This window comes from Brevundimonas sp. (assembly GCF_013912065.1).
Classification (GTDB): domain Bacteria; phylum Pseudomonadota; class Alphaproteobacteria; order Caulobacterales; family Caulobacteraceae; genus Brevundimonas.
The window spans coordinates 20,782-44,870 of sequence record NZ_JACESA010000020.1 but is presented as its reverse complement, the minus strand read 5'-3'; the positions used below and the strand labels follow the sequence as shown (position 1 = coordinate 44,870).

The 24,089-nt window shown below is 66.7% G+C and carries 22 protein-coding genes and 1 riboswitch; of the genes, 3 read left to right on the top strand and 19 right to left on the bottom strand.

What is annotated here, in order from left to right:
* Positions 1-53: 53 nt before the first annotated feature.
* The 11 genes from tolQ to H2037_RS14670 form a co-directional block, all read right to left on the bottom strand.
* The gene (tolQ, locus tag H2037_RS14720; RefSeq protein ID WP_292123496.1) at positions 54-803 is read right to left on the bottom strand and encodes a protein TolQ; all 750 of its coding nucleotides are present in this window, start codon (positions 801-803) and stop codon (positions 54-56) included.
* Between the two features lie 257 nt (positions 804-1,060).
* Complete coding sequence (gene ybgC, locus H2037_RS14715) at positions 1,061-1,519, bottom strand: tol-pal system-associated acyl-CoA thioesterase (protein WP_292123494.1); 459 nt, start codon at positions 1,517-1,519, stop codon at positions 1,061-1,063.
* A gap of 9 nt (positions 1,520-1,528) precedes the next feature.
* Entirely contained in the window at positions 1,529-1,909 is a 381-nt protein-coding gene (locus H2037_RS14710; RefSeq protein WP_292123492.1) for a hypothetical protein, read from the bottom strand.
* Positions 1,910-1,923: 14 nt separating this feature from the next.
* Complete coding sequence (locus tag H2037_RS14705; RefSeq protein WP_292123490.1) at positions 1,924-2,199, bottom strand: BrnA antitoxin family protein; 276 nt, start codon at positions 2,197-2,199, stop codon at positions 1,924-1,926.
* Positions 2,192-2,452, bottom strand: a complete 261-nt coding sequence (locus H2037_RS14700; protein WP_292123488.1) for a BrnT family toxin — start codon at positions 2,450-2,452, stop codon at positions 2,192-2,194. The genes H2037_RS14705 and H2037_RS14700 overlap by 8 nt, the downstream gene beginning before the upstream one ends.
* Positions 2,449-3,483, bottom strand: a complete 1,035-nt coding sequence (gene ruvB, locus H2037_RS14695) for a Holliday junction branch migration DNA helicase RuvB (protein WP_292123486.1) — start codon at positions 3,481-3,483, stop codon at positions 2,449-2,451. The genes H2037_RS14700 and ruvB overlap by 4 nt, the downstream gene beginning before the upstream one ends.
* Before the next feature lie 160 nt (positions 3,484-3,643).
* Positions 3,644-4,261 (bottom strand): Holliday junction branch migration protein RuvA, encoded by a 618-nt coding sequence (ruvA, locus tag H2037_RS14690; protein ID WP_292123484.1) that lies wholly within the window; start codon positions 4,259-4,261, stop codon positions 3,644-3,646.
* 178 nt (positions 4,262-4,439) lie between these two features.
* A complete protein-coding gene (gene ruvC / locus H2037_RS14685) occupies positions 4,440-4,958 on the bottom strand; it encodes a crossover junction endodeoxyribonuclease RuvC (protein WP_292123481.1) in 519 nt (172 codons plus the stop codon).
* Positions 4,959-5,004: 46 nt separating this feature from the next.
* Positions 5,005-5,703 (bottom strand): MgtC/SapB family protein, encoded by a 699-nt coding sequence (locus H2037_RS14680; protein WP_292123480.1) that lies wholly within the window; start codon positions 5,701-5,703, stop codon positions 5,005-5,007.
* Between the two features lie 40 nt (positions 5,704-5,743).
* Complete coding sequence (locus H2037_RS14675; RefSeq protein ID WP_292123478.1) at positions 5,744-7,093, bottom strand: hypothetical protein; 1,350 nt, start codon at positions 7,091-7,093, stop codon at positions 5,744-5,746.
* A 134-nt stretch (positions 7,094-7,227) separates the two neighbouring features.
* Positions 7,228-8,001, bottom strand: a complete 774-nt coding sequence (locus tag H2037_RS14670) for a YebC/PmpR family DNA-binding transcriptional regulator (protein ID WP_292123477.1) — start codon at positions 7,999-8,001, stop codon at positions 7,228-7,230.
* A gap of 143 nt (positions 8,002-8,144) precedes the next feature.
* On the opposite strand from H2037_RS14670, the gene H2037_RS14665 reads away from it, so the two are divergent.
* On the top strand, positions 8,145-8,342 hold the full coding sequence (locus tag H2037_RS14665) for a hypothetical protein (RefSeq protein WP_292123475.1): 198 nt from the start codon (positions 8,145-8,147) through the stop codon (positions 8,340-8,342).
* 863 nt (positions 8,343-9,205) lie between these two features.
* Here H2037_RS14665 and H2037_RS14660 read toward each other — a convergent pair.
* The 5 genes from H2037_RS14660 to H2037_RS14640 all read right to left on the bottom strand — a co-directional run bounded on the left by H2037_RS14660 (position 9,206) and on the right by H2037_RS14640 (position 13,700).
* Positions 9,206-9,595, bottom strand: coding sequence for a hypothetical protein (locus tag H2037_RS14660; protein ID WP_292123473.1), 390 nt, complete (start codon positions 9,593-9,595; stop codon positions 9,206-9,208).
* Positions 9,596-9,697: 102 nt separating this feature from the next.
* Positions 9,698-11,434, bottom strand: a complete 1,737-nt coding sequence (locus tag H2037_RS14655; protein ID WP_292123471.1) for a cellulase family glycosylhydrolase — start codon at positions 11,432-11,434, stop codon at positions 9,698-9,700.
* A 441-nt stretch (positions 11,435-11,875) separates the two neighbouring features.
* A complete protein-coding gene (locus tag H2037_RS14650) occupies positions 11,876-12,118 on the bottom strand; it encodes a hypothetical protein (RefSeq protein ID WP_292123469.1) in 243 nt (80 codons plus the stop codon).
* 444 nt (positions 12,119-12,562) lie between these two features.
* Entirely contained in the window at positions 12,563-13,120 is a 558-nt protein-coding gene (locus tag H2037_RS14645; RefSeq protein WP_292123467.1) for a dihydrofolate reductase family protein, read from the bottom strand.
* 145 nt (positions 13,121-13,265) lie between these two features.
* Positions 13,266-13,700 (bottom strand): thioesterase family protein, encoded by a 435-nt coding sequence (locus H2037_RS14640; protein WP_292123465.1) that lies wholly within the window; start codon positions 13,698-13,700, stop codon positions 13,266-13,268.
* 159 nt (positions 13,701-13,859) lie between these two features.
* Between H2037_RS14640 and H2037_RS14635 the strand changes: the two genes are divergently transcribed.
* Entirely contained in the window at positions 13,860-14,990 is a 1,131-nt protein-coding gene (locus tag H2037_RS14635; protein ID WP_292123463.1) for a zinc-dependent alcohol dehydrogenase family protein, read from the top strand.
* Between the two features lies 1 nt (position 14,991).
* On the opposite strand, the gene H2037_RS14630 is transcribed toward H2037_RS14635, so the two are convergent.
* The 3 genes from H2037_RS14630 to H2037_RS14620 form a co-directional block, all read right to left on the bottom strand.
* The gene (locus H2037_RS14630) at positions 14,992-17,454 is read right to left on the bottom strand and encodes a prolyl oligopeptidase family serine peptidase (RefSeq protein WP_292123461.1); all 2,463 of its coding nucleotides are present in this window, start codon (positions 17,452-17,454) and stop codon (positions 14,992-14,994) included.
* A 964-nt stretch (positions 17,455-18,418) separates the two neighbouring features.
* Positions 18,419-19,267 (bottom strand): ribokinase, encoded by an 849-nt coding sequence (locus H2037_RS14625; protein WP_292123459.1) that lies wholly within the window; start codon positions 19,265-19,267, stop codon positions 18,419-18,421.
* The gene (locus tag H2037_RS14620; protein WP_292123457.1) at positions 19,267-20,202 is read right to left on the bottom strand and encodes a nucleoside hydrolase; all 936 of its coding nucleotides are present in this window, start codon (positions 20,200-20,202) and stop codon (positions 19,267-19,269) included. Before H2037_RS14620 ends, H2037_RS14625 begins: the two co-directional genes overlap by 1 nt.
* A gap of 105 nt (positions 20,203-20,307) precedes the next feature.
* Positions 20,308-20,416, top strand: a riboswitch (TPP riboswitch).
* Positions 20,417-20,554: 138 nt separating this feature from the next.
* On the opposite strand from H2037_RS14620, the gene thiC reads away from it, so the two are divergent.
* Complete coding sequence (gene thiC / locus H2037_RS14615; protein WP_292123500.1) at positions 20,555-22,384, top strand: phosphomethylpyrimidine synthase ThiC; 1,830 nt, start codon at positions 20,555-20,557, stop codon at positions 22,382-22,384.
* Positions 22,385-24,089 lie beyond the last annotated feature (1,705 nt).

Here is a 24,089-nt window from a genome sequence, read left to right as displayed (position 1 = left end):
CCCCGCCGTCCTCGACGCGACCCGCCGCCGCCGCCACCGCCCAGGGCCATGGCTCAGACGCTCCGGTTCAGATTGATGCCCGAATTCGGGGCGGCGGGCGGCGGCGTCGCCGTACTGCCCAGACGACGCGCCACGGCCGCCTGCAGGTCGTCGGCGAAGGCGTCCAGCCGGCCGGTGAACTTGCCCGCGTCGATCGAGAACTTGTTGTAGGCGATATAGGCCGGGATGGCCGCCGCCAGGCCGATGGCCGTGGCGAACAGGGCCTCGGCGATGGCCGGCGCCACAGTGGTCAGATTGGTGTTGCCCGCCGCCGCGATCCGGCCGAAGGCGTTCATGATGCCCCAGACCGTGCCGAACAGGCCGATGAAGGGCGAGGCCGTGGCCACGACCGACAGCACGCCCAGCCCGTTTTCGATCCTCTGGCCCTCGCGCGAGATCAGGCTGTTCAGCGCCCGGTCGATCCGGGTCATCAGCAGGTCGCCCTGGTGGTCGTTCAGCGCCCCGCGCTGACGCGCCTCGCGCCAGTCGGACAGGGCGATCACCAGCATGCGCGGCAGGGCGTGTTCCGGCGCGGGACCGGCCTGGGCCGCCACGTCCTCAAGCGACCGCCCGGACTGGACCGCCTTTTCGAAGTCGTCGGCCTGCTTGTTCAGGGCCGTGAAACGGAAGGCCTTGTCGATGATGATGGTCCACGACCACAGCGACGCCGCCGCCAGGCCGATCATCACCGTCTTCACCACCCAGTCGGCGGTCAGGAACAGCTCGACGGGATTCATCATCGAGGCGTCGACGGGCGTGGTCATTCAGGCGCTCCGGGCGGGATCAGGGTTCAGCACGTCCGCTGTTGCAGCCAGCGGCCGTGACTATTGTATGGCGGCGCGCTTCTAACGTCGCCTTGGACGCCCGTCACCTGACAGGCGCGTCATTACGGTTACTCGTTCGGGGTGCGATTGGGGTCCACGGCCACGGCGACCGGCGCGCGCAGGCTGATGATCACGATCACCGCGCTGGCGGATATTCCCTGGTTCTGCATTGTCGCCCTTCCCTAATCGCCGCGATCCTAGGCGGGCTCGGCGCTTCCCGCCAGCCACGGCGTGACCTTCTCGATCAGGCCTTTCGACGGCCTGCGCGGCCGACCGTCCAGGTGGATGCAGACCGCCGTCACATCGGCACGGCACAGCACCTCCCCGGCCCGCTCCACGCTCTGACGGATGATCAGCCGCACGCCCTTCACCGCCTCGTAGATCGTGCGCACCACCAGGGCGTCGTCAATCCGGGCCGGCTTCAGATAGCGGATGTTCAGCTCCGACAGGACGAAGGCCAGGGGCTCGTCCTGTTCCAGCAGATCGGCATGACCGACGCCGATGGCGCGCAGGAAGTCCGACCGCCCCCGCTCGAAATAGCGGACATAGTTGGCGTGATAGACCAGGCCCGTGAAATCGGTGTCCTCGTAATAGACGCGCACCGGCAACAGGTGGTCGCGCCCGTCGAAACGGCCTGCGGTGGGAAGATCGCTCATGACCCCAGTCTAACGCCTGGGCGGGGTGATCAGAAAGCCCGGACAATGGCGGTCGCGCATGTCGCGAAACTCGGCCGGCAGCGGATCGTCGCTGAACAGGATGCGGTTGGGCAGGGAAATGAACCCGACCGCCGCCCCGCCGCGCGTCCGCCCGACATAGCCGCACACCGCCCGCTTCTGACCGATCTCGGAATAGCGCAGCTCGGCCCCGGTCCCCAGTTGTTCGCGGACCTGACGCGTCGTGCGTTCCAACGGCGGCTCCGGCGGCGCGATGCGCGATCCATGGGTCATCATCCACACCCCCCAACCGGCGGCGACGACGGCGATCAGGCCGAACAGGACCACCCTGAGCGGCCGGGAAAAGGACGGAAAGGCCTCTCGTCGCTGCATCGATCAGGCCGGGATCAGGCGGCGTGCTTCTTGCGCGCCGCTTCCGTCAGGGCCTCGGCCATCCGTTCACGCCAGTCCTCGCCCTCTTCGGCGAAGGCGCGGATGGTGGCGGCGGGCAGTTTCAATCCCACCTCACGCTCGGCGACGATTTGGGCGTAGAGATCGGGCAGCGTCTCCCGCAGAGGCTGCGCCTTGGCGAAGTCCTCTTCGGTCCATTCCGGATTGTCCTGATCGTCGACCTCGACATCTTCGTAGTCGCTCGGATCAAGGCTGAGCTTCGGATCAGCCATAGCGTCTGGTCTCCTTGGCGTTCGCTCGTCGCAAGCTGATGGCTCTCAACGTCCCCTGCCAAACCGCAAAAGCCAGCATGTGCAGCCGACCTTCGATCATACCATAGGCCCGCCAGCGTGGCTCGCCGTAATCGCGACGGTCATCCAGAAGGACCAGGGCGTCGCCAAGGTCCATCTCACGCGCGCGGGCGAGCGACAATCCGTGCTTCTCGCGATTGCTCGCATCCTTGCCCGGATCGAAGGCGATTTTCACTCGAACAGGTCGCCGGGGACCGGCGGCGCGTTCGGGTTCGGCGCAGGCGCGCTCAGGCCCAGATGGGCATAGGCCTTGGCGCAGGCCATCCGCCCGCGCGGGGTGCGCATGATGAAGCCCTGCTGCAGCAGATAGGGTTCGATCACATCCTCGACGGCGTCGCGCGCCTCGGCGATCGCGGCGGCCAGAGTGTCCATCCCCACCGGCCCGCCGCCGTAGTTCTCGATCAGGGCCTTCAGGAAGCGCCGGTCCAGGCTGTCCAGCCCGGCCTCGTCCACCTCCAGCCGCGCCAGGGCCCGCGCCGCCACCAGTTTGGTGATGGTATCGGCCCCGTCGGCCGAGGCGAAGTCCCGCACCCGGCGCAACAGCCGCCCGGCGATCCGGGGCGTGCCCCGCGCCCGCGACGCGATCTCGCGCGCACCCTCTTCGTCGATCGCCGCCCCCATCTTGCGTGCTGTGCCCCGCACCACCGCCGTCAGTTCGTCGGGGGTGTAGAATTCCAGCCGCAGCGGAATGCCGAACCGGTCCCGCAACGGCGTGGCCAGCAGGCCCGCCCGCGTCGTCGCCCCCACCAGGGTGAAGGGCGCCAGGTCGATCCGCACCGAGCGCGCGGACGGCCCCTCGCCGATGATCAGATCCAGCACATGATCCTCCATGGCCGGATACAGGATCTCCTCGACCTGGGGGCTCAGCCGGTGGATTTCGTCGATGAACAGGACGTCGCGCGGCTCCAGATTGGTCAGGATCGCCGCCAGGTCGCCGGCCTTGGCTAGGATCGGCCCGGACGTCGCCCGGAACCCGACCCCCAGTTCGCGCGCCACGATCTGGGCCAGGGTCGTCTTGCCCAGTCCGGGCGGCCCGAACAGCAGCACATGGTCCAGCGCCTCGGCCCGCCCCCGCGCCGCGTCGATGAAGACCTTCAGATTGCCCTTGGCCTGCGACTGCCCGACGAACTCCGCCAGGGTCTGCGGCCGCAACGCCCGATCATAGGTTTCGCCGCTCTCGGCCTCGGGGGAGATGACGCGGGTCATGGTTGATCGCAGTGACGAGTGGCGAGTGGCGCCTGGTGAGTGAAAAGCGAGCGCAGGGGTGAGCAAGCCTGTGCGACCATAGACCGATGGCAGCTCACCTCTTGCTCACTAGCACTTTTCACCCATCGCCACGCGCCACTCGCCACTCGCCACTCCAGATTCACCGCCCCAACTCCTGCAGGGCCGCGCGGATCACGGCGGACAGTTCGGCCTCTTCGCCCAGACGGATCAGCGCCTGATCCACCGCCCGGCGCGCATTGATCTCGGCCACGCCAAGGCCCAGCAGGGCAGACACCGCCTCGCCGGTCAGGGATGGCGCAGGCGGCGCGATTTCTACATGAACGCCAGGAGCCGTGGGCGCGAAGCTGACGTCGCCCAGCGGCTTGCCCTTCAGTTCGGTGACGATCCGCAGGGCCAGTTTGGGCCCGACGCCGTTGGCCCGCGCCACCGCCGCCTTGTCCTCTCGCGCCACTGCGCCCGCCAGTTCGCCGGGCGGCAGCACGTCCAGCACCGCCAGCGCCGCCTTCGGCCCCACCCCCTGAATGGCCAGCAGGGTGGTGAAGGCCCGCCGCTCGTCGCGGGTCAGAAACCCGTACAGGCGCGGCCCCGCATCCTCGCTCCATTGCGAATGCACATGCACCGTCGCCTCGTCGCCCGGCGCCGGCAGACGCCCCAGGGTCCGCGCCCCGCACGAAACCACATAGCCGACCCCGGCGCAGTCGATCAGGCATTCCGCCTCCCCGACCTCGGCCAGCACCCCTCTCAACCGCCCGATCACGACCGTCTCCTCCCTGTTCGCGCAGCGAATGGGGAGGGGGACCGCCGGCGTAGCCGGGGGTGGAGGGGTTCTTGACGCCCCACCGACACCTGCCGCGCGGAAAGAACCCCTCCGTCACGGCGCAAAGCGGCGCCGCGCCACCTCCCCGCAAGCGGGGAGGAGACATGATCCGCCGCCCTCACGCCGCGCCCCGATGCAGGGCTTCCAGCAGGGACCGTTTCCTCAGTTGCGCATGGGTGACGGCGACCGCCAGGGCGTCCGCCGCGTCCGCCTTCACATCTCCAGCGGTCGGCAGCAGGCGTTTGACCATGAAGGCGATCTGGCTCTTGTCGGCATGACCGGCCCCGACCACAGCCTTCTTGATCAGATTGGGCGAATATTCCGCCACCGCCAGGCCCAGCTTGGCCGGCGCCAGCATGACCGCCGCCCGCGCATGGCCCAGTTTCAGGGTCGAGGACGGGTTCACATTGACGAACACCTCTTCCACCGCGGCCTCCTCGCAGCCGTGATCGGCGCAGATCGCCCCCAGGGCCTCGAACAGGAACAGCAGCCGCTCGGCGAAGGGCGCGGCCTCGGGCGGGGCCACCACCCCGTGCGCCACCCACCTCAGCCGCGCGCCGTCGGACACGATCACGCCCCAGCCGGTGCGTCGCAGACCGGGGTCCAGACCGATGATTCTGACAGGTTCGTTCGCCATCCGTTCCCCTCATGCCGCAAAGAGGGTTATCGGGCAATGAACAGCTTCAGTCGTCGCGTGGATTCAGCCGATAGGCCGTGACGCCGGGCACCGCGTTCAGCAGCTCCGCCAGTCGTTCCAGCTCCGTCTCGTTCGTCGCCTTCAGCCGCCAGGTGCGCCGCGTCCGCCGCCCGTCCTGCATCAGTTCGAACCGTCCCGGACGCACATCGGCGTCTATGGAGCGAAGCGCCGCCTGGACCGCCGCGTGAGGCGAGGGCTCGCGCTGCTCCCAGCAGACAGCCGCCTCGACGACGGTTTTCCCGGGCATCTGTCTATCGATCAACCTCAGGCCGCCCAGGATCACGGCCGTCACCCCGGCGCCCAGGGCGCCCAGTCCGTAAAGGCCGGCCCCGAACAACAGCCCGACGGCTGCCGTGATCCACAGCGACGCCGCCGTGGTCAGGCCGTGAACAGAAAAACCCGTGCGGAATATGACCCCCGCGCAAAGGAAGCCGATACCCGTCAGCACGCCGTGCGCCATGCGGATGGGATCGGTGGTGATGTTTTCGTTCGGCAGGGCGCGAAAAGCCCAGTCCTCCTGGGACAGGGCCGCCAGCATCAGCAGGGCCGAGGCCAGACTGACCAGAATATGGGTTCTGAACCCGGCGGCTCGCCCTCGCCACTCGCGCTCCAGCCCGATCAATCCTCCGGCGACGACGGCGCCGAAGATGGGCGGAACGGCGTTGGCGAGGACTTCGGTGACCATCCCCGATCAATCGCCGGAGTCGGACGAATGTTCCCCGTCGTCAGCCGACGATGGCCTGCAGCTGGGCCGCCGCGTCGGCGATGGTGGCGCGGCCGCCGCGGCCGCGACGGGCGGCGTCCAGGGCGGCGGCGGACATGGCCCCCTCGGCGCGGGCGCTTTCCAGATCCTCGCGCAGGGCGCTGACCTGCTGGGTCAGGGCGTCGACGCGGGCCTCGTGCTCGTCCTGGGCGGCAGTCAGTTTGGCCTGCAGCTTCGCCATCCGCTCCTCGGCGCGAGCGATGGCCTTGTCATGGGCCATGGCCGCCTTGGTCAGGGCCTCGGACCGATCGACGGCGGCGACGCGGGCGACCTCCATGGCCGCCTGACGCTGGCGCGACTCTTCGGTTTCGGTTTCCAGCAGACGCACCCGTTCCATCGCCCGGTCCAGCGCGACCTGCAGCGTGTCGGCGCGCCGTTCGACCACATGGCCGCCGGTCTGAAGCTCGTTCAGCCGCGACGCCTGTTCGCTGTTCAGCACTTCCAGGCCGTTGGCGCGGGCCGTGGCCGTGTCCAGTCGCGCGGTCAGGGCGGCGATCTCGGCGCGGGCGGACTCGACGTGGCTTTCCAGCGAACGGATCGCGCGGGCGGCCTCGGCCTGTTCGGAGGCTGCGCGGGCGCGTTCGGTGGCCAGCTGGCCTTCGCCGGCGGCGGCGGCGCGCGCCAGTCCGGCGACCTCGGTGCCGACCTCGTCGACCCGGCGACGCAGGGCGGTGTTCTCTTCCAGAACCAGGGCCAGATCGCGCTGGACCTGGCCGCGGGTGGCCTCCGATTCCGAACGGGCGGTCTCGGCCTGTTTCAGCTGGTTGCGCAGCGAGTCCTGATCCTGCTCCAGCTCGCGAATCCGCTGGGCCGAGGCGCGCTCGACTGTCTCCAGACCCTCCAGCCGCGTCGCGGCCTGGGCCAGTTCGCTGCGCAGCCGACCCAGGTCGACCCGGGCCTCCTGCAGATTGGCGGTCGTCTCTCCGCCGCGCGCCGCCAGATCGTCGGCCTTGGCCTCCGACTCGGCCAGGGCGTCCGACAGTTTGCGAACCTCGGCGTTCAGCGCGCCGACCTGTTTCATCGCCGCGGCGTTGGCGTTGCGCAGGTTGACCAGTTCGACATGGTTATCGCGCCGCGACCGGAACTCGGCCTCCAGCGGATCGCGCAGCTGGCCCAGCAGGGTCTCGAACGTCCCGAACTTCTGGGACATCTCGGACAACTGATCCAGGCTGTCCTGAATGGTTTCGAACCGTTCGCCGATCAGACCGGCGACATCCTGTTCGGACGTGCGATCCGGTTCGGCCGCCACGTCCTTGGTCTGGTCGCCTTTACCGCCGCGCGACAGGACCCTGTCGATTCTGGTCAGTTTCATGATCGTGCCCGCCTCGCATCTCGCTTTGCGGCGGCGTCCTCGACCCTGTCCTCGAAAGGCGAATCGAACCGCTCACCGTCCTTGGTGAGACGTTAATCTGACGTTACGAAAGTGTCGAGCCTAACCTTGGTCGATCAGCCCGCGTACTTGGCCGCGTCCTCGTCCGAGATGTCCTCGTTCGAATAGACGTTCTGCACGTCGTCCTCGGCGTCCAGGGCGTCCAGCAGTTTGAACAGGGTGCCGACGGCCTCGCCCGTGACCGTCACTTCCGACTGGGGCTTCCAGACGATGGCGGTGGATTTCGGGTCGCCCAGAACCTTGGACATGGCCTCGGCCACCTCGTTCAGATCCTCGAAGGCGGTCCAGATGGTGTGGCCCGGCGCGTCCTCGTAGATGTCGGGCTTGACCAGATCGCTCTCGACGTCCTGGGCGCCGGCCTCGATGGCGGCCTCCATGACCTCGTCCTCGGTTCCGGCCTCGGCCTTGTAGATTATCTGGCCGACCTTATCCCACATGAAGGCGACCGAGTTCATCTCGCCCAGGGCGCCGCCGTTCTTCTTGAAGGCCGTACCGATGTTCGAGGCGGCGCGGTTGCGGTTGTCCGTCAGGGCCTCGACGATGATGCCGACGCCGCCCGGACCCCGGCCCTCGTAGCGGACCTCTTCCATCGTATCGACGTCGCCGCCGGCGGCCTTGTTGATGGCGCGCTGGATCACGTCCTTGGGCAGGCTCTCGGCCTTGGCGTTGTTGACCGCCAGGCGCAGGCGCGGATTGGCGGCCGGATCGGGCAGGCCCGACTTGGCCGCCACCGTGATGTCGCGCGACAGTTTGGAGAACAGCTTGGAGCGCTGCGCATCGGCGCGCCCCTTGCGGTGCATGATGTTCTTGAATTTCGAGTGGCCGGCCATGAGGATCGTCTTCGAGAGTCTGAAACCTGAGCCGCGCCTCCTAGCCGATGCCGCGCAGGCTGTCACGATCCGGCTTGGCCCCTTGCGGGGTGGAACCGCGACGGTTTGGGCGTATTGATCCCCCAAGCATGATGGAGCCCCCGATGAACACGACCGACATCTACGAAGCCGAGGGCCGCGCCGACGACGACCTGCACGAGGCCGACATCGTCGAATGGTACGAGGCACGCCCCGTCACCGTCCCCGCCGCCGTCGCCGCCGGCTCCATCATCACCGCCTTCGCCCTCGGCGCCCTGACGGCCGTCGGCGTGCTTTTCCTGACCGGGCAGCTGGACGACTGAGTTCAGAGGAGACGAACCGCCCCGCTCGTCTCCTCCCCGTTCGCCCCTTGGCGAATGGGGAGGGGGACCCCGAAGGGGTGGAGGGGCTCTTGAAGCGGGCGCCGTGTTTGGGGTGAAGAACCCCTCCGTCTCCTCGCCAAGAGCTCGGATCCACCTCCCCATCGCTCTGCGACGGGGAGGAGACGTTCACGAGTTCTGCTTTGGGTGGAAAACGGACGCAACCGATGCGGTGGGCTCGATTCTATCGATTCAGGATCGAAAGGGGTTCTGCACCTGCATTCGAACCGCACACTCCATCGATCAATCTTCGGCCACTGACGTCATAAGTCCCGCTTACGTAGCGAAAATTTGAGCTGTCTAGAAACGTCTCGACCTGATCGGCGCGCAGCATATGTCGGCCTGGCGGGTAGTCCATTTCTGAAGCGCCTTGATAGAACCGCACCTCAACACTCGACGTATCCGATCCCACCCACGGCCCGACCGCGCGCCACAGCAGATAGGTTCCGGTGGAGTTCACCCATTTCGCTCTCTTCCAAGCGTAATATCGCGCAGACCATCTATTCACCCGACCGACGCAGGGGTCTCGCTGAAGCGCCCGATCAACCTCCTCAGCCACAGTTGAATTTGGAGGCGCTGTAGTCGTCAATCCTAGAAAAAGCAGCCCGGCAAGGACTGCACAGCAGACTCCCAGGATCGCGCGCTTTTTGTCTCGCTTGGAGGATTGCATAGCTTTGACATTAAGCCGGTTTTGAAGGTCCGCAACGGGTCGATTTCGGTCCTGGTCTTCGAAGCCGAAACCGGACGTTGGCCTCCAGGCCGGAATGCGGTCGCGGTCGACGTCTGTTCGGGGGTGGTTAGCCGACCTACCTCGTCTTGGTCTCAGCGAAGTATTTCTCGACGAGGACGACATCGTCAGGGGTCCAGCCGCATCGATCTGCAATCGAGAGTATCAAGCGGAGGTCGTCCTCAAACTTCTCCCTTATCCAGTCTCGCCTGAGCTCATCGGGACGCATGGTGAATGTGTGTAGCGGCCAGGAAGCTGCCGACCTGTGAGCCACTGTCACTATGGCCCAGTGCATATTCGTGAGGAGCACTTCGCGCGGGTTGCCTTCAATGAGTCGCGTAACATCGTCGCTCAAATCTACCAAGCCGAGCAAAATGTGGCCGCGTCTTCGAAGCCGCCTTATCCGAAGCGCGAACCTAGGCGGCCAGGCGGCTATAGCCTCGTCGAGGATCTGATCGAACCTAGTCATTCCGCTTTATAGAACAGATCGCCAAAGTCCGCTTTGGGTCGGAAGCGGCGCTAGGAGCCGGCCTCGGTAGGGTCCCTACATTCGCAGAAGCGACGCCCCCCCTCACCGCTCCACCCGCATCTCCTTAACCCGGCACGCCCCGCAGTCCTCGGCCTTCACCACCAGGGTGTTGGCCCCTTCCATGAAGGGCAGGGCCGCCGTCGCCGCCTCGCCCCATACCTCGCCCGCAGGCAGGTCCACGATCACCGGCACGCCCCCGTTCAGCGCTGCCGACACCCGCCCCCCGCCCGCGCCGACCACCGTCACCCGCTGGTCCCCCGCCGCCTCGGCCGTCACCGTATAGCGCAGCCATTCGCCGGTCTCGAACTCGGCGACCACCGGCGCGCCGGCGTCGACGGCGATATCCACCCCGTCGTTCCTCCAGGTCCGGCCCGTGTTCCACCACGGGACCCGTTCCCCCGGCCCGTCGGTGTCGGAATCATAGACGTCCTTCCACGCCACGCCCGCCCGGCCCAGGTCATAGTCGGCCGCCCGAATCGTCACGCCCGACATCCCAACCCGATGATCCGCATACGGAACCGCCGCGTCCGAATGCGGCTGGCGCAGCATGGCGTCGACCACGTCGCGGTGTTCGAAATTGTTCTCGAACCGGATGTCGTGCGTGGCCATTCGCATCAGCGTCGCTTCCGCCTCGTCGGCCGACGGCCGCTCGCCCTGGCCCGTCAGATAGGCGACCAGCCGCGCCCAGCCGGGGTTCGGCGTGATCTCCAGCGGCTGGTTGAAGCCGATCTTCTTCAGCGGCCAGAAGGCCCAGCCGATCCCCTCGCCCTCGACCAGGCCGATGGTCTGCATGAACCAGGTGTTGGAGTTCTCGCCGGATTCCCCCAGCCACAGCGGGGCGTCGTTCTCGTCCCTCAGCTTCAGGATCTCGGCGATCGAGCCCCGATCCGTCGCATTCCAGTATTTGTGGAAGCTGATCACGGTGTTGTCGTCCCACAGGGGCATGACGCCGCGATAGTTGTTGCCCCAGCAATTGCCCTCGATCACGATCATATGGCGCCGGTCGACCTCGCGGATCGCCGCCGTGATCTCCATCATCAGCGACCGCAGCGGGGCGTTGGTCGTCTCTTCGCAGCCATGGCCGCCGCCCGGTTTCTCGAAGTCCCAGTTCGGTTCGTTGATCAGGTCATAGGCGCCGATCGCCGGCTCGTCGGCATAGCGTTCGGCCAGCCTGCGCCACAGGGCCACGGTCTTCCTGCGGTTCTCGGCGCTGTCCCACAGCGAGGGCTTGGAGGGGTCGCGGTCCGAGATGGCCAGGTCGCTGCCCTGCCCGCCCGGCGCGGCGTGCAGGTCCAGGATCAGATACATCCCGTTGGCCTTGACCCAGGCCAGCAGGGCGTCGATCTCGGCGAACCCCTCCTCGTTCCAGGTGTCGCGCCCGGCGACCGGCTCCTGATCCACCGGCAGGGTCAGCCGGTCGTAGTGCATCGGCAGCCGCACCGAGTTGAACCCCCACCGCCCCATGGCGTCGATATCGGCCTTGGTCGTGTGATTGGCCCGCCAGGCCGCATAGAAGGCTTCCGTCTTCTCCTCACCGATCAGGTCGGCGATCCGCGCCCGGATCACATGCTGCCGCCCCAGGGCGCCCAGCTGCAGCATATAGCCTTCCTGCAGCACCCAGCCGCCCAGACCCATGCCGCGAAGAATGACCGGATCGCCCGTCTCGTCGACGATCCGCGTCCCCTCGGCCCTTAAGAAGCCCCCCGTCTGGGCCCCCGCTCCGCCCGGCGCGCACAGCACCGCCGTCGCGGCCAGCGCCGCGATCCAACCCATCCTCATGGCGTTCCTCCACGCTCCGTTTTGGGAACGTTCTCACGAGAAAGCCGGGATGGCTAGCGGGGGCGAAAGGGATCCAGGGCGCCGCCTCCCGCTGGGGGCAATCCTGGCTTAGGTCTTTCCATCGCTTCAGCGGCGGCGCCTTTTTATCTCTACCTGCAAGCTTCACCACTCGCTTTTCGGGCGCTGGAGTCCGTCACACAGCGGCTGGAGATGGTGGACAGCAAACCGGAGAAGTCGATCCATCTACGGCCATGCCGGTGATCTTGACATAGTTGGACGAGGTCGAGGTCTGGATGACCGCGCCATGGTCAGAGACGAAGGTGCTCCAACGCGCTCTGCCCGATGGCGGTCTGGTACGATTCGAAACGACGAAAGCCGTCACCCCGAAGGATCACGGCCTCGCTGTCGCATACGCGGCCTGCCGACCTGCGCCTGGCCTCGTCAGGGACACATGAAATAGTAGTCGTAATGTACGTTGTCGTAGTTTGAGGTGTCGCCGAAATCGACGGCTGGACTTTCGCAGAACACCTGAGTGTTGCCGACCGGCTGACCATTCCTCAGGTAGGTCACGATTAGCCACGGCTGCTCGGCCGCTTCTGCACGACTTGGAAAGAGCGTCGCGGCGCTTACGGCCGACGACGTCATCAGAGCCGCGGCAAGAGCAAAGTGTGCCAGTTTCTTCACGGTCTTGTCCTCCTAAGGGGAGCCAGCCTCCCATCTGCATGGCGACACAGGATTGCCGATACCGCAACTATAAATTGTCATCAATGCAAAAAGGCCGCCCGCGAATACGGCGGCCCCGAGAGCCTTCAGACCCCGCCCAGCGGCTGCTCGCAAAGCATGTAGGCCTTGGATCAAAACAGATCCACCATCCTCCAGATAGCATCCGCTTCTGAGGAGACAGCCTTCATATGGGTCGTCAGCCGCCGCAGGATACCAATGCGGGGGCCCGACCGTAACAGGTCTATCTGCGAGTTTGGCGTGGCTGCATACACCGACGACCGCGACCGGACACGCCGAGGCGCTGCCTTGGGTGGGACGTCGCCATTGCTCACAAGACCTCCTGCCCGATCACGGGCTCCTACATAGGCAGGGTATGCGGAGTCATGCGTCCCAAAGCCGCTCTGGTCAGCGCGCCCGGCGATAGTGCATGGCGACCGCGCCATTGCGGAGCGGCCGGGCCGAGATCAGCTCGAGCCGTCGCGTACTGGCCAGCCCGCCCTGGTAGAGGGTCGGGCCGTGGCCGGCGATCCTGGGGTGGACGAGGAGCTTGTACTCGTCGATCAGGTCCAGCCGATCCAGCTCGGTCGCGAGCTTGCCGCTACCGAGCAGCACGCCGGCCGGGGTCGCGTCCTTGAGTCTTTGCACCCCCGCGCGCAGGTCGCCGACGATGGGATGGCTGTTGGTCCAGGGAAACGCCTTCCGCGTCGACGACACCACGTACTTCGGCTTGTCCTCCAGCTTGACCGCCCACTCGCGTATCGCCGGTGGCGCATCCACGTCGCCGCGCGCGACCGCCGGCCAGTAGGCCTCCATCATCTCATAGGTGACGCGGCCCCACAGCATCGCCCCGCTCTCGTCCATAAGGCGGGTGAAGAAGGCGTGCGTCTCGTCGTCGGCGATACCCTCTTGGTGATCGACACAGCCGTCGAGGGTGAGATTGATGCTGAAGGTCACGAGTCCCATGCGGCGCCTCCAAGCCATGACAACCGAGAACATCTATGCTTCTTGCTCACGGATGATGTTCGGCATCCGTAACGGCCCAAAAGCAGCAACCGAGGCCAGCGCCGAAAGCCGCACCCCGACCCAAAACCCCGCCTGATCGCCCCCCTCAACCCGCCTTCAGGTTCTCCACCACGGCCCTCAGCTTGGGCGGCAGGGGCTTGGGCCGGCGGGTCTCGGCGTCGACATAGACGTGGACGAAATGGCCGACGGCGGCGGGCACGTCGGCGCTGCGCTTGAACACGGCGAAGCCGTAGCTGACGCTGGAGGTGCCGATCCGGTCCACCTTGATCCCGACCTCGATCACATCGGGAAACTTCAGCGCCGAGGTGTATTTGCAGCCGCTGTCGACCACCAGGCCGATCGACTCGTCCAGCGCATTGGCGATCAGCAGATGGGCGTTCACCGCCGAGTCCACGAACTCGTAGAATTTGGCGTTGTTGATATGGCCGTACTGGTCGTTGTCGGCCCAGCGCGTCGAGACCATGTGAAAGGCCTTGTAGGTCGCGCGTTCGGCCAAGGGCCCCAAATCGCTCTTGGGCATCGTCGGTCTTCCTCCCTGGCGACAGTCCGCGTCGCCTTCACCCCGACGCTCGGGCTTGGACGACGTTGCGTCAAGCGCCTATCGATACCGGACAGATCACAAGGCGCTCAAGCAGCCGCCGACCGCGTCGGCGGCGATAGCGCAAGAATGGGCTTGACCATGAGCATCACCACCCGCGCCGCCGTTCTGTCCGCCATGGGGGCGCCGCACCCTTACGCCGAAAGCCGCCCCCTGTCGGTCGAGACCGTGACCCTGGCCCCGCCCGGCCCCGGCGAGGTCCTGGTCGCGATCAAGGCCGCCGGCCTGTGCCACTCGGACCTGTCGGTCATCAACGGCGACCGCCCCCGCCCCCTGCCCATGGCCCTGGGGCATGAGGCCGCAGGCGTGGTCGAGGTCCTGGGCGAGGGGGTGACGGATCTCGCCGTCGGCGATCACGTCGTCATGGTCTTCATGCCCTCGTGCGGCCATTGCGACCCCTGCGCCGGGGGCCGTCCCGCCCTGTGCGAACCCGGCGCCGCCGCCAACGGCAAGGGCGAGCTTCTGACCGGGGGCCGCCGCATCTTCCGCGAGGGCGCGCCCGTCAACCACCACCTGGGCTGCTCCGCCTTCGCCCAGCACGCCGTCGTCTCGCGCCGGTCCCTGGTCAAGATCGACCCCGCCCTGTCGTTCGAAGAGGCGGCCCTGTTCGGCTGCGCCGTCCTGACCGGCGTCGGCGCCGTGGTCAACACGGCGGGGGTCAGGGCGGGCCAGAGCGTCGTCGTCATCGGCCTGGGCGGCGTGGGCCTGTCCAGCCTCCTCGGCGCCCTCGCCTCCGGCGCCTCGCCCGTGATCGCCGTCGATCTGTCCGAGGACAAGCTGGCTCTCGCCCGCACCCTCGGCCCGGTCCAGACCGTCAACGGCGCCGCCCCCGACGCAGTCGATCAGGTGCGCGCCCTGACGAACGGCGGCGCCGACTTCGCCTTCGAAATGGCCGGCTCGGTCCGCGCCCTCGACAACGCCTGGAAGATGACCCGGCGCGGCGGAACCACCGTCACCGCCGGCCTGCCCCCGCCCGGCGCCGCCCTGGCCGTCAACGTCGTCTCCCTGGTCGGAGAGGAGCGGACCCTGAAGGGCTCCTATATCGGAACCTGCGTCCCCAGCCGCGACATCCCCCGCTATGTCGCCCTCTACCGCCAGGGCCGCCTGCCCGTGGACCGGCTGATGAGCGGCGTCATCCCCCTCGACGACATCAACGCCGGCTTCGACCGGCTGCACGCGGGCGAGGTGGTGCGGCTGGTGGTGCGCCCCTAGGTCACTCCGTCGGCTCAGGCGGCGCGGCCTTCACATACTGGTCCAGCCATCGGGTCATCTCCCACAGGGTATGGCCGACCGATTCCCGCGCGCGATAGCCGTGGGCCTCCAGCGGCAGGGTGACATAGCGCGCCGTCGCCCCCAGCCCCTTCAGCGCCGCATAGAAGCGCTCGGACTGGACCGGATAGGTGCCCGAGTTATCGTCCGCCTCGCCGTGGATCAGCAGGATCGGCTCGTTCAGCTTGTCGGCATAGGTGAAGGGCGACATCTCGGTATAGACCTCGGTCGCCTCCCAGTAGTTCCTCTGCTCGGCCTGGAAGCCGAACGGCGTCAGGGTGCGGTTATAGGCGCCCGAGCGCGCGATGCCGGTCTTGAACAGGTCGCTGTGCGCCAGCAGGTTGGCGGTCATGAAGGCGCCGTAGCTGTGGCCCCCGACGGCGATCCGGTCGCGATCCGCCACCCCCATCGCGACCACCGCGTCCACCGCCGCCTGGGCGTCGGCGACCAGTTGTTCGATATAGGTGTCGTTCGGCTCGGCCCCGTCCTTGCCGATGATCGGCATGGAGGGGTTGTCGAAGATCGCATAGCCCTGGGTCAGCAGGAACAGGTGGCTGGACCCGCCCGGCCGCACGAACCGGTTCTGGACATCCACCGTCTGGCCCGCCACCGCCGCATCGGTGAACTCGGCCGGATAGGCCCACATCAGCATCGGCAGGGGGCCGTCGCGGTCCTTGTCGTAACCGGCCGGCAGATAAAGCGTGCCCGACAGCTTGACCCCGTCGGCCCGCTGATAGGTCACCAGTTCGCGCGTCGCCCCGGCCAGTTGCGGCGCCGGATCGGGGAAGTGGGTCAGGGCCGTGGTCTGTCCCGTCGTCAGGTCCCGGATCTGCAGGTTGGGCGGGTCCAGCCGCGTCTCGCGCTGCGTCACCACCCGCTTGCCGTCCGTATCCAGGAAGCCGACCACCGCCTCGTAATCCGTATCGGCCGAGGTCCACAGCCGTTCGCTGCGCCCCGACGCCGGATCCATGGCCGCCAGGAAGGGGAAGGCGCCCTGCGGCGTCGCCCCGGCGCCCGACATCAGAATACGGCCCTGGGGATCGAACCGGATCACCGACCGGCCCGCCGCATTGGGCTGGGTCACCGGCTGGCCCGGATCGTCGTATCGCGCCTGATAGTTCCGCTCCAGCAACAGCCGCCCCTCGCCGGGGTTCGACGGATCGACCACGAACCGCGTCTCGTGCCGCGTGTTGAACCAGCGGCTGTTGACGACGGCCAGATCGTCCTTGCCCCAGACGATCCCGCCGTAGCGTTCCTTCAGGTCGATCAGCTTGACCGGCTCGGCCGTGAAGGGCGCGGCCTGCATGAAGACCCGGTCGCGGAACTCGGCCTCGCGCTTGATGTCCCCGCCGTCCAGCGCCTCGACCCAGGTCAGGGTCGCTGGGGCATCGGCCCGCCAGTTCACCGAACGCGGCCCCGGCGCCACGGCGTCGAAGGCGGTCGGCACATCGTCGCGCAGCGGCAGATCGGCGACGGTCCGCACCACCCGCCCGCTCAGATCCGTCACCACGATCTCGGTCGGGAACAGACCCGCCGGGACCACATAGGAATAGGGCCGTTTGGCGATCTCGTGCAGGACATACCGCCCGTCCGGCGACACCGCGCTGTCCAGATAGACCGCCGGCGCCCCGATCGTCCGTGCACGGCCGTTCAGCGGAACCAGGGTCAGCTGCGAGGTGAAATAGTGGTCGAACAGGGCCTCGTCGCCCGGATTGGACAGCAGGTCCTGATAGGTCCGCACCGGCGCCACCCGTCCGGCCGTCTCCTCGATGTTCGGCCCCGTGGGCGCCGTCGTCACATCGGGCGCGGGCCCTCGCCCGGCCGGAACCGCCTCGACCAACAGGCCCGAACTGTCGGGCAGCCATTCATAACCCGAACCGCCCGTCATATTGACCACCGGCTCGGTCAGTTTCCGCGCCCGCGCCGTCGCCACGTCCACGACCCACAGCTCCAGCCCCGTGGGCCGGTCCAGCACGAAGGCCAGGGATTTCGCATCCGGCGAGAACCGCGGCGCCGTAAACCGCGCCTCGGCCGGCAGGGCCACCACGCGAGGCTGCCCTCCATCCACCGCCTGAAGGCTCAACCCCGTCAGCCACGACACCCGGCTTTCCGCCATGCCGTTGTTGCGCGGATTGATCCGCGCGCCCGCCAGCCGCAGCATCGGCTCGGCCAGGGCCTTGATGCTGGGCAGGTTCGACCGATCCATCAGCACCAGGGTCCCGCGATCCGGGCTCAGCATCGACGACGGCGTCGGTTTGGCGTCCAGAATGTCCGCGATCGGCGACGGCGGCTGCTGATAGGTCGTCACCGCCGGCGCGGGAGCGCTCTGGGCCAGCGCCCCTCCGGCCACGCCCGCCATCAACACCGTCGCCAGCACAAGGCCGGCGCCACGCACACGCATCATCATTGTCTGAAATCCCCACAAACCAGGACGCCAACCTAGTGCCAGGGCGAAGCGCGCGACAACCCCTCGTGACGTTACAATGTCACATCGCAGGTGCGCCCTATGACGACATTCCTTCGGCGTCGCCGCTTGTTCACATTTCACTGCTATTCGAGATTGAAATTTCCGGCGCGGGCGATACATTCCCGCCGAACCTCGGGGGCGGTCATGACAGCTGCGAACGATACGCCGACGCGCGCGGCGGACGCCGAACGGGTCTTTCCCTGGCTGGCCGTCGTCATGGTGCTCATCATCGTCGCCGGCTTTTCGCTTCAGTTGGCGACGGGGCGTTCCAGCTTCGACGCCCCGCTGCTGCTCCACGCGCACGCCGTCGTCTTCATGGGCTGGCTGGCGATCTTCCTGGTGCAGAATGTGCTGATCGCCACGGGTCAGGTCCGGTGGCACCGGCCGCTGGGGTGGCTGGCGACAGTCTGGCTGGCGCCCATGCTGGTCCTGGGCTGGCTCGTCACCGAGGCCATAGTGCGCCGGGGCGAGGTCCCCTTCTTCTTCCGGCCCTTGCAGTTCCTCGTCTTCGACCCTCTGTCGCTCATCACCTTCCTGGGCCTGACGATTGCGGCGATCGTCCTTCGTCGGTCAACCGACTGGCATCGCCGCCTGCACTATTCCGCCATGGCCATCCTGCTGGGGCCGGGCGTCGGTCGGCTGCTGCCCATGCCGCTGCTGGCCCCTTGGGCGTGGGAGGCGGTCGCCGTCGTCACCCTGCTGTTTCCGGTCATCGGCATGATCGTCGATCTGCGAAAGATCCGCCGGATTCACCCGGCCTGGTTCTGGGGTCTGGGGGCCCAGGTCGCGATGATCGTGGCGGTGGAGGCCATCACCTGGTCGCCTCTCGGAACACGCCTGTACGAGACGGTGGTCGCCGGCTCAGGCGGCCGGGGGCGGCGCGCATCGAGCGTCGCCGCTTCGTTCAGACCCCGGCCCTGGCCGCCTCGACCTCGGCCCGTTCCGGCGCCGACGGCTGGGCCCCCGCGCGCGTCGCCGCGACCGCGCCGGCGGCGCAGGCGAACCTCAGCGCCTCGGCCGGGTCCATGCCTTCCAGCAGGGCCACGGTGATGGCCGCCACGAAGACGTCGCCGGCCCCGGTGGCGTCCACCGCCTCGACCTGCGGCGGCGTGGCCCAGGCCATTTCGACGCCGCGCTGGTACATGGCCGCGCCCCTCGCCCCCTTGGTCACCACCACCCGACCGCCGCCCCGGTGCAGGCCGTCGCCATAGAAGGCGGCCTCGGTCTCGTTGACGACGATCAGGTCGGCGCGGCGCAGCAGGGCCTCGGACACGGGCGCGGCGGGCGCCAGGTTGGCGCAGACGAAGCCGGTCGCCCGGCCGACCGCCGCCTCGACCGTCTCGATCGGCAGTTCCAGCTGGACGATCAGCGCCCCCTCGATCCGCTGCGGCAGTTGTTCGGGAGTGACGAAATGATTGGCGCCGGCCGCGACGACGATCTGGTTCTCGCCGCTGGGATCGACGGCGATCAGGGCCACGCCGGTCGGCGCCGCGACATCGACCTCGACCCCCGCCAGATCGACGCCCAGATCCGACATCAGGGCCAGGGCCTCGCCGGCCATGGCGTCGTCGCCGACCCGGCCGATCAGACAGACCTCGGCGCCCAGTTTCTCGGCGGCATAGGCCTGGTTGGCGCCCTTGCCGCCCGGATAGCGGGCCAGGGTCGCACCCGTCACCGTCTCGCCCGGCGCCGGAAGCCTGGGCGCCGTGGCGACCAGGTCCAGGTTGATCGAGCCGACGACGGTGATCCTCATCACGCGGGCTTCAGCGTGTCGGTCAGCAGGTCGAACACCCCCTGGCCGTCCGCTGTCGTGGCCCAGCGGTGGCGCGCCGTGGCCGGATCGACCCGGAACTCCACCGCCGTATGGCCGCGCGTCAGTTCAGACGCGGTCTCGACCTCGATCCGGCACGGTTTCAGGCTGAACAGCTCTGGCTTCAGCAGCCAGGCGATGGGACAGGGATCGTGCAGGGGCGGCGCCTCGGCCCCGTTCGCCTCGCGCTCCACCCGCTGCGAGAAGCGCAGCAGGGCGGCGGTCGCGCGGGCCGGTTCGCTGCGCAGGGCCTGGAGGGCGCGGATCCGGGGCTCGGTCGCCCGCACCTGGTGGGTCGCGTCCAGGCCGAAGGCGATCACGTCGCAGCCCGAGGCGAACACCACCGCCGCCGCGTCCGGGTCGGCCCAGATGTTGAACTCGGCCGAGGCGGTGATATTGCCCCCCTCCGACCGCGCGCCGCCCATGACCACGACCGGCCCCAGATGGTCGGCCAGCCGCCGTTCGCGCTTCATCGCCAGGGCCAGGTTGGTCATCGGCCCCAGGACGGCGACGGCGACCGATCCGGCCGGGCGTTTCATGACCAGATCGACGATGGCGTTGGCCGCCGGCCCGTCGCCGATGATGCCCGTCGGCTCGAACGGCTCCAGATCGCCCAGCCCCTCGGGCCCGTGGAAGTCGCCGGCGCCGGCGGGCGGGCGCTTCAGCGGCCTTTCGGCGCCGCCGTACACCGGCACATCCTCGCGGCCGGCGATCTGGCGCACGATGCGGGCGTTGCGCTGGGTCAGGTGGGCGGGGACGTTGCCGCCGACGGTGCAGACGGCCAGCAGCTCCAGCTCGGGGGCGGCGAAGGCCAGGAAAAGCGCCACGGCGTCGTCCACGCCGGGATCGCAATCGATGATAAGGGACTGAATAGACACAGGCCTCGTTTGCCGCCCCCAACGCCGACGGGCAAGCCCGTTTCGCCCCTTATCGCATCCCGCCGCCGCTCCGCTTGACGTTCGCCTCCCCCCGCGTCACCCTGATCCAGTTCTCCGGGGGGTCGCGATCGAGCGGCTGAGATTGGCGTAGCCGCCTGACCCGTCGAACCTGATCCGGGTCATGCCGGCGAAGGGATGAGTACGCTTTTCGGTCCACATTACAGGACCGCCTCGCCCGACGTCGGCGGACCTCTCGAACACAGAGGCCGTCATGAACATCCAAGTCACGCCCCCCGCCCTGCCCGAAGAGCCGAACGTCGAGCTCGCCCTCAAGGACGCGCGCGATCAGGTGATGCGGGAGACCGGCGCCATCCCGACCGGCGAACGGGCGGGCAGCCGCAAGGTCTATGTCCAGGGCGAACTCTATCCCGACATCCGCGTCCCCTTCCGCGAGGTCGCCGTCCACCCGTCGGCCAACGAGCCGCCGGTCACCATCTACGACAGCTCCGGCCCCTATACCGACCCGACCGCGACCATCGACATCACCAAGGGCCTGCCCCGGGTGAAGTCGTCGTGGCAGCTGGACCGCGGCGACATCGCCCCCGTCCTGGACCCGCGCGAGGTCAAGCCCGAGGACAACGGCCACGCCAGCGGCAAGAACCTGGCCCCCCGTTTCGACACCTCGAACCACCAGGTGTTCAAGGGCGTCCCCGGCCGCCCCGTCACCCAGTACGAATACGCCCAGGCCGGGATCATCACGCCCGAGATGGAATATGTCGCCATCCGCGAGAACCTGCGCCGCGAGCAGAACGCCCCCTGTATCCGCGACGGCGAGGACTTCGGCGCCGCCATCCCCGACTTCGTCACGCCCGAGTTCGTGCGTCAGGAGATCGCGCGCGGCCGCGCCATCATCCCGCACAACATCAACCACCCCGAGGTCGAGCCGATGATCATCGGCCGCAACTTCCTGGTGAAGATCAACGCCAACATCGGCAACAGCGCGGTCCTGTCCTCCGTCGACGACGAGGTCGACAAACTGGTCTGGGCCACCCGCTGGGGCGCCGACAACGTCATGGACCTGTCGACGGGCCGCAACATCCACAACATCCGCGACTGGATCATCCGCAACTCGTCCGTCCCCATCGGCACCGTCCCCATCTATCAGGCGCTGGAGAAGGTGAACGGCATAGCCGAGGACCTGACCTGGGAGGTGTTCCGCGACACCCTGATCGAACAGGCGGAACAGGGCGTGGACTATTTCACCATCCACGCGGGCGTGCGCCTGCCCTTCGTGCCGATGACGGCGAAACGCGTCACCGGCATCGTCAGCCGGGGCGGCTCCATCATGGCCAAATGGTGCCTGTCCCACCACAGGGAGAGCTTCCTCTACGAGCATTTCGAGGACATCTGCGACATCATGCGGGCCTATGACGTCAGCTTCAGCCTGGGCGACGGTCTGCGCCCCGGCTCGATCGCCGACGCCAATGACGAGGCCCAGTTTGCTGAACTACGGACCCTCGGCGAACTGACCAAGATCGCCTGGGCCAAGGGCTGCCAGGTGATGATCGAGGGCCCCGGCCACGTGCCGATGCACAAGATCAAGGCGAACATGGATGAGCAGCTGAAACACTGCCACGAGGCGCCCTTCTATACGCTTGGCCCCCTGACCACCGACATCGCCCCCGGCTATGACCATATCACCAGCGCCATCGGCGCGGCCATGATCGGCTGGTTCGGCACGGCCATGCTCTGCTACGTCACGCCCAAGGAGCATCTGGGCCTGCCCGACCGTCAGGACGTCAAGGACGGCGTCATCACCTACAAGATCGCCGCCCACGCCGCCGACCTGGCCAAGGGCCACCCCGCCGCCCGCCTGCACGACGACGCCCTCAGCCGCGCCCGGTTCGAGTTCCGCTGGGAGGACCAGTTCAACCTCGGCCTCGACCCCGAAACCGCCCGCAAATACCACGACGCCACCCTGCCGAAGGAAGCCCACAAGACCGCCCATTTCTGCTCCATGTGCGGCCCGAAATTCTGCAGCATGAAGATCAGCCAGGACATCCGCCGGGATGCGATGGCGCAGAACGACGCGGGCGGTTCGCTGACGGAGGCCGAGGCCGGCATGGCGGAGATGAGCGCGAAGTTCAGGGCCGGCGGCGGGGTGGTGGAGGTGAAACTCTAAAACGAACAGGGCCGGAAGCGGTGCTTCCGGCCCTTTGATCATCACAACAGGCTGGGCTGAGATAGTGGAACGACTGTCGCTCCGCGTTTACCCGTATTGATTTCAGAGATACGCCCCTGATTCAGACCGTAATCGGCCGCGATATGATGTTGGTAATCGCCTCGCCGAAGGCGCGACTTGATGTCAGCGATATCCTTCGCCGTGAGGTGCTTTCCGCTGGCCATTGATGCCATCTCCACGAAAATACTAGCCAAATTGGCGACTTCGTGAGATGTTGCTCGCGAAGTCGCCGTCGAGGTGGCTCACCAAGGGTCGTTGCTATTTCTCTTGCCGGGGATCAGCGACGGCCCTTTTTGTTATGGCTGTCTCAGCGGGTGAGCAGGCGCTGGACAGCTAAATCTCTCAGCATGTCATCCTCCTAGGTCTCCGAAATCGCGAGAGCGATTACGACGTTTGCAATCCGACGCGCTTCCGCAGGCGTCAGATCAAATGGAACCCCTTCCAAGTGCACAACCAAGTCGGCACGGATCGGAATTGGGATGATGTTGACCCTCGGCATAGCGGCGGCTGGAGGTGGGTTAGCCGGCGGTAGATCATTTCGTCGCCCCGAACCGGAAACTTGTTTGGCGTTTCCGGCCTTTTCGGCTTTTGGCGCCTTCAAGCGCATCGTTGGGCGAGCAGGCCTAAATCCCATCGGGTTATCTAGGTACGATTCGAAGTCTTTAATCGCATTCCCAACGCGCCCTCGATAAGTCCTAAGGCTATCGGGAGTGTATCCGCTAGAATTTAAGTTAATGAACCGATCCATTACATGGTCGAGATCCAATGAGGTAACATCATTTGCTTCAGAAGCTTCCAGAACCGAAAGCACTCGATTCACCGCTGCTTTTCGGCCCTGAACAGTTGCAGTCGGCAAAAGCCCTTTGGCCTCCACCCACTCCAAGAACTCGGACAACGCCTCAAGGGATCGATTATTTGCCATGCACTTATCGTGCTCCGTTCACCATGGAAGTAGGCCACAACACGCGTCCCGAGTCAACAAACTCAGAAAACGACAGTCGAGTTACAGACATCGCGGCGAACAAGTATGAGCTCTTAAGATTTTTTCTTATGTTTTTCAATATGTTACTCAACACATAACCGGCTCTTTTAATCTCGTGCTTTTGTCTGAGACAGCGAAAAACCTCCGTTCTCTTCTGCATTTTTTATGCGTAATATATTATCTATCTGATTTGTATAAATAATTTTCCTTCAATAAAATATTTTACCCGCGACAAGACAGTATCATCTTTCGGATGATGACCATCCCTCCACAGGCGGGGCCGTGCTTCCCCATCTATCTAGGTGACAGCGCTTGCATTCCGCAGCCGACCCCGGACCGATTCTCCATGCGGCATTTGTGGAATGTCGATTTGACGTAATCCCTGGTCGAGGGAGACTGACAATCCGGGCTCAACCTCGTCCTCGCGGTTCAATGGGGCCAGAAATTCCACCAACCGCTTCCTGCGTCAGCGGGCGGAGATGTTCCGGTTCGTGAACCCGGATGGGGGGCTTGATCCTCTTCTTTCGTCATCCTCCGGCAAGCCGCGTCTTCGCGGCGCAGACCGGGGGACCCAGCGGCGCGCGTGAGCGCGACCCTGTGGCGGACTCGGCGTTCGACGTCGGTGCGGCGGACGGATTTCGCCTTCGGCGCCGCTGGGTCCCC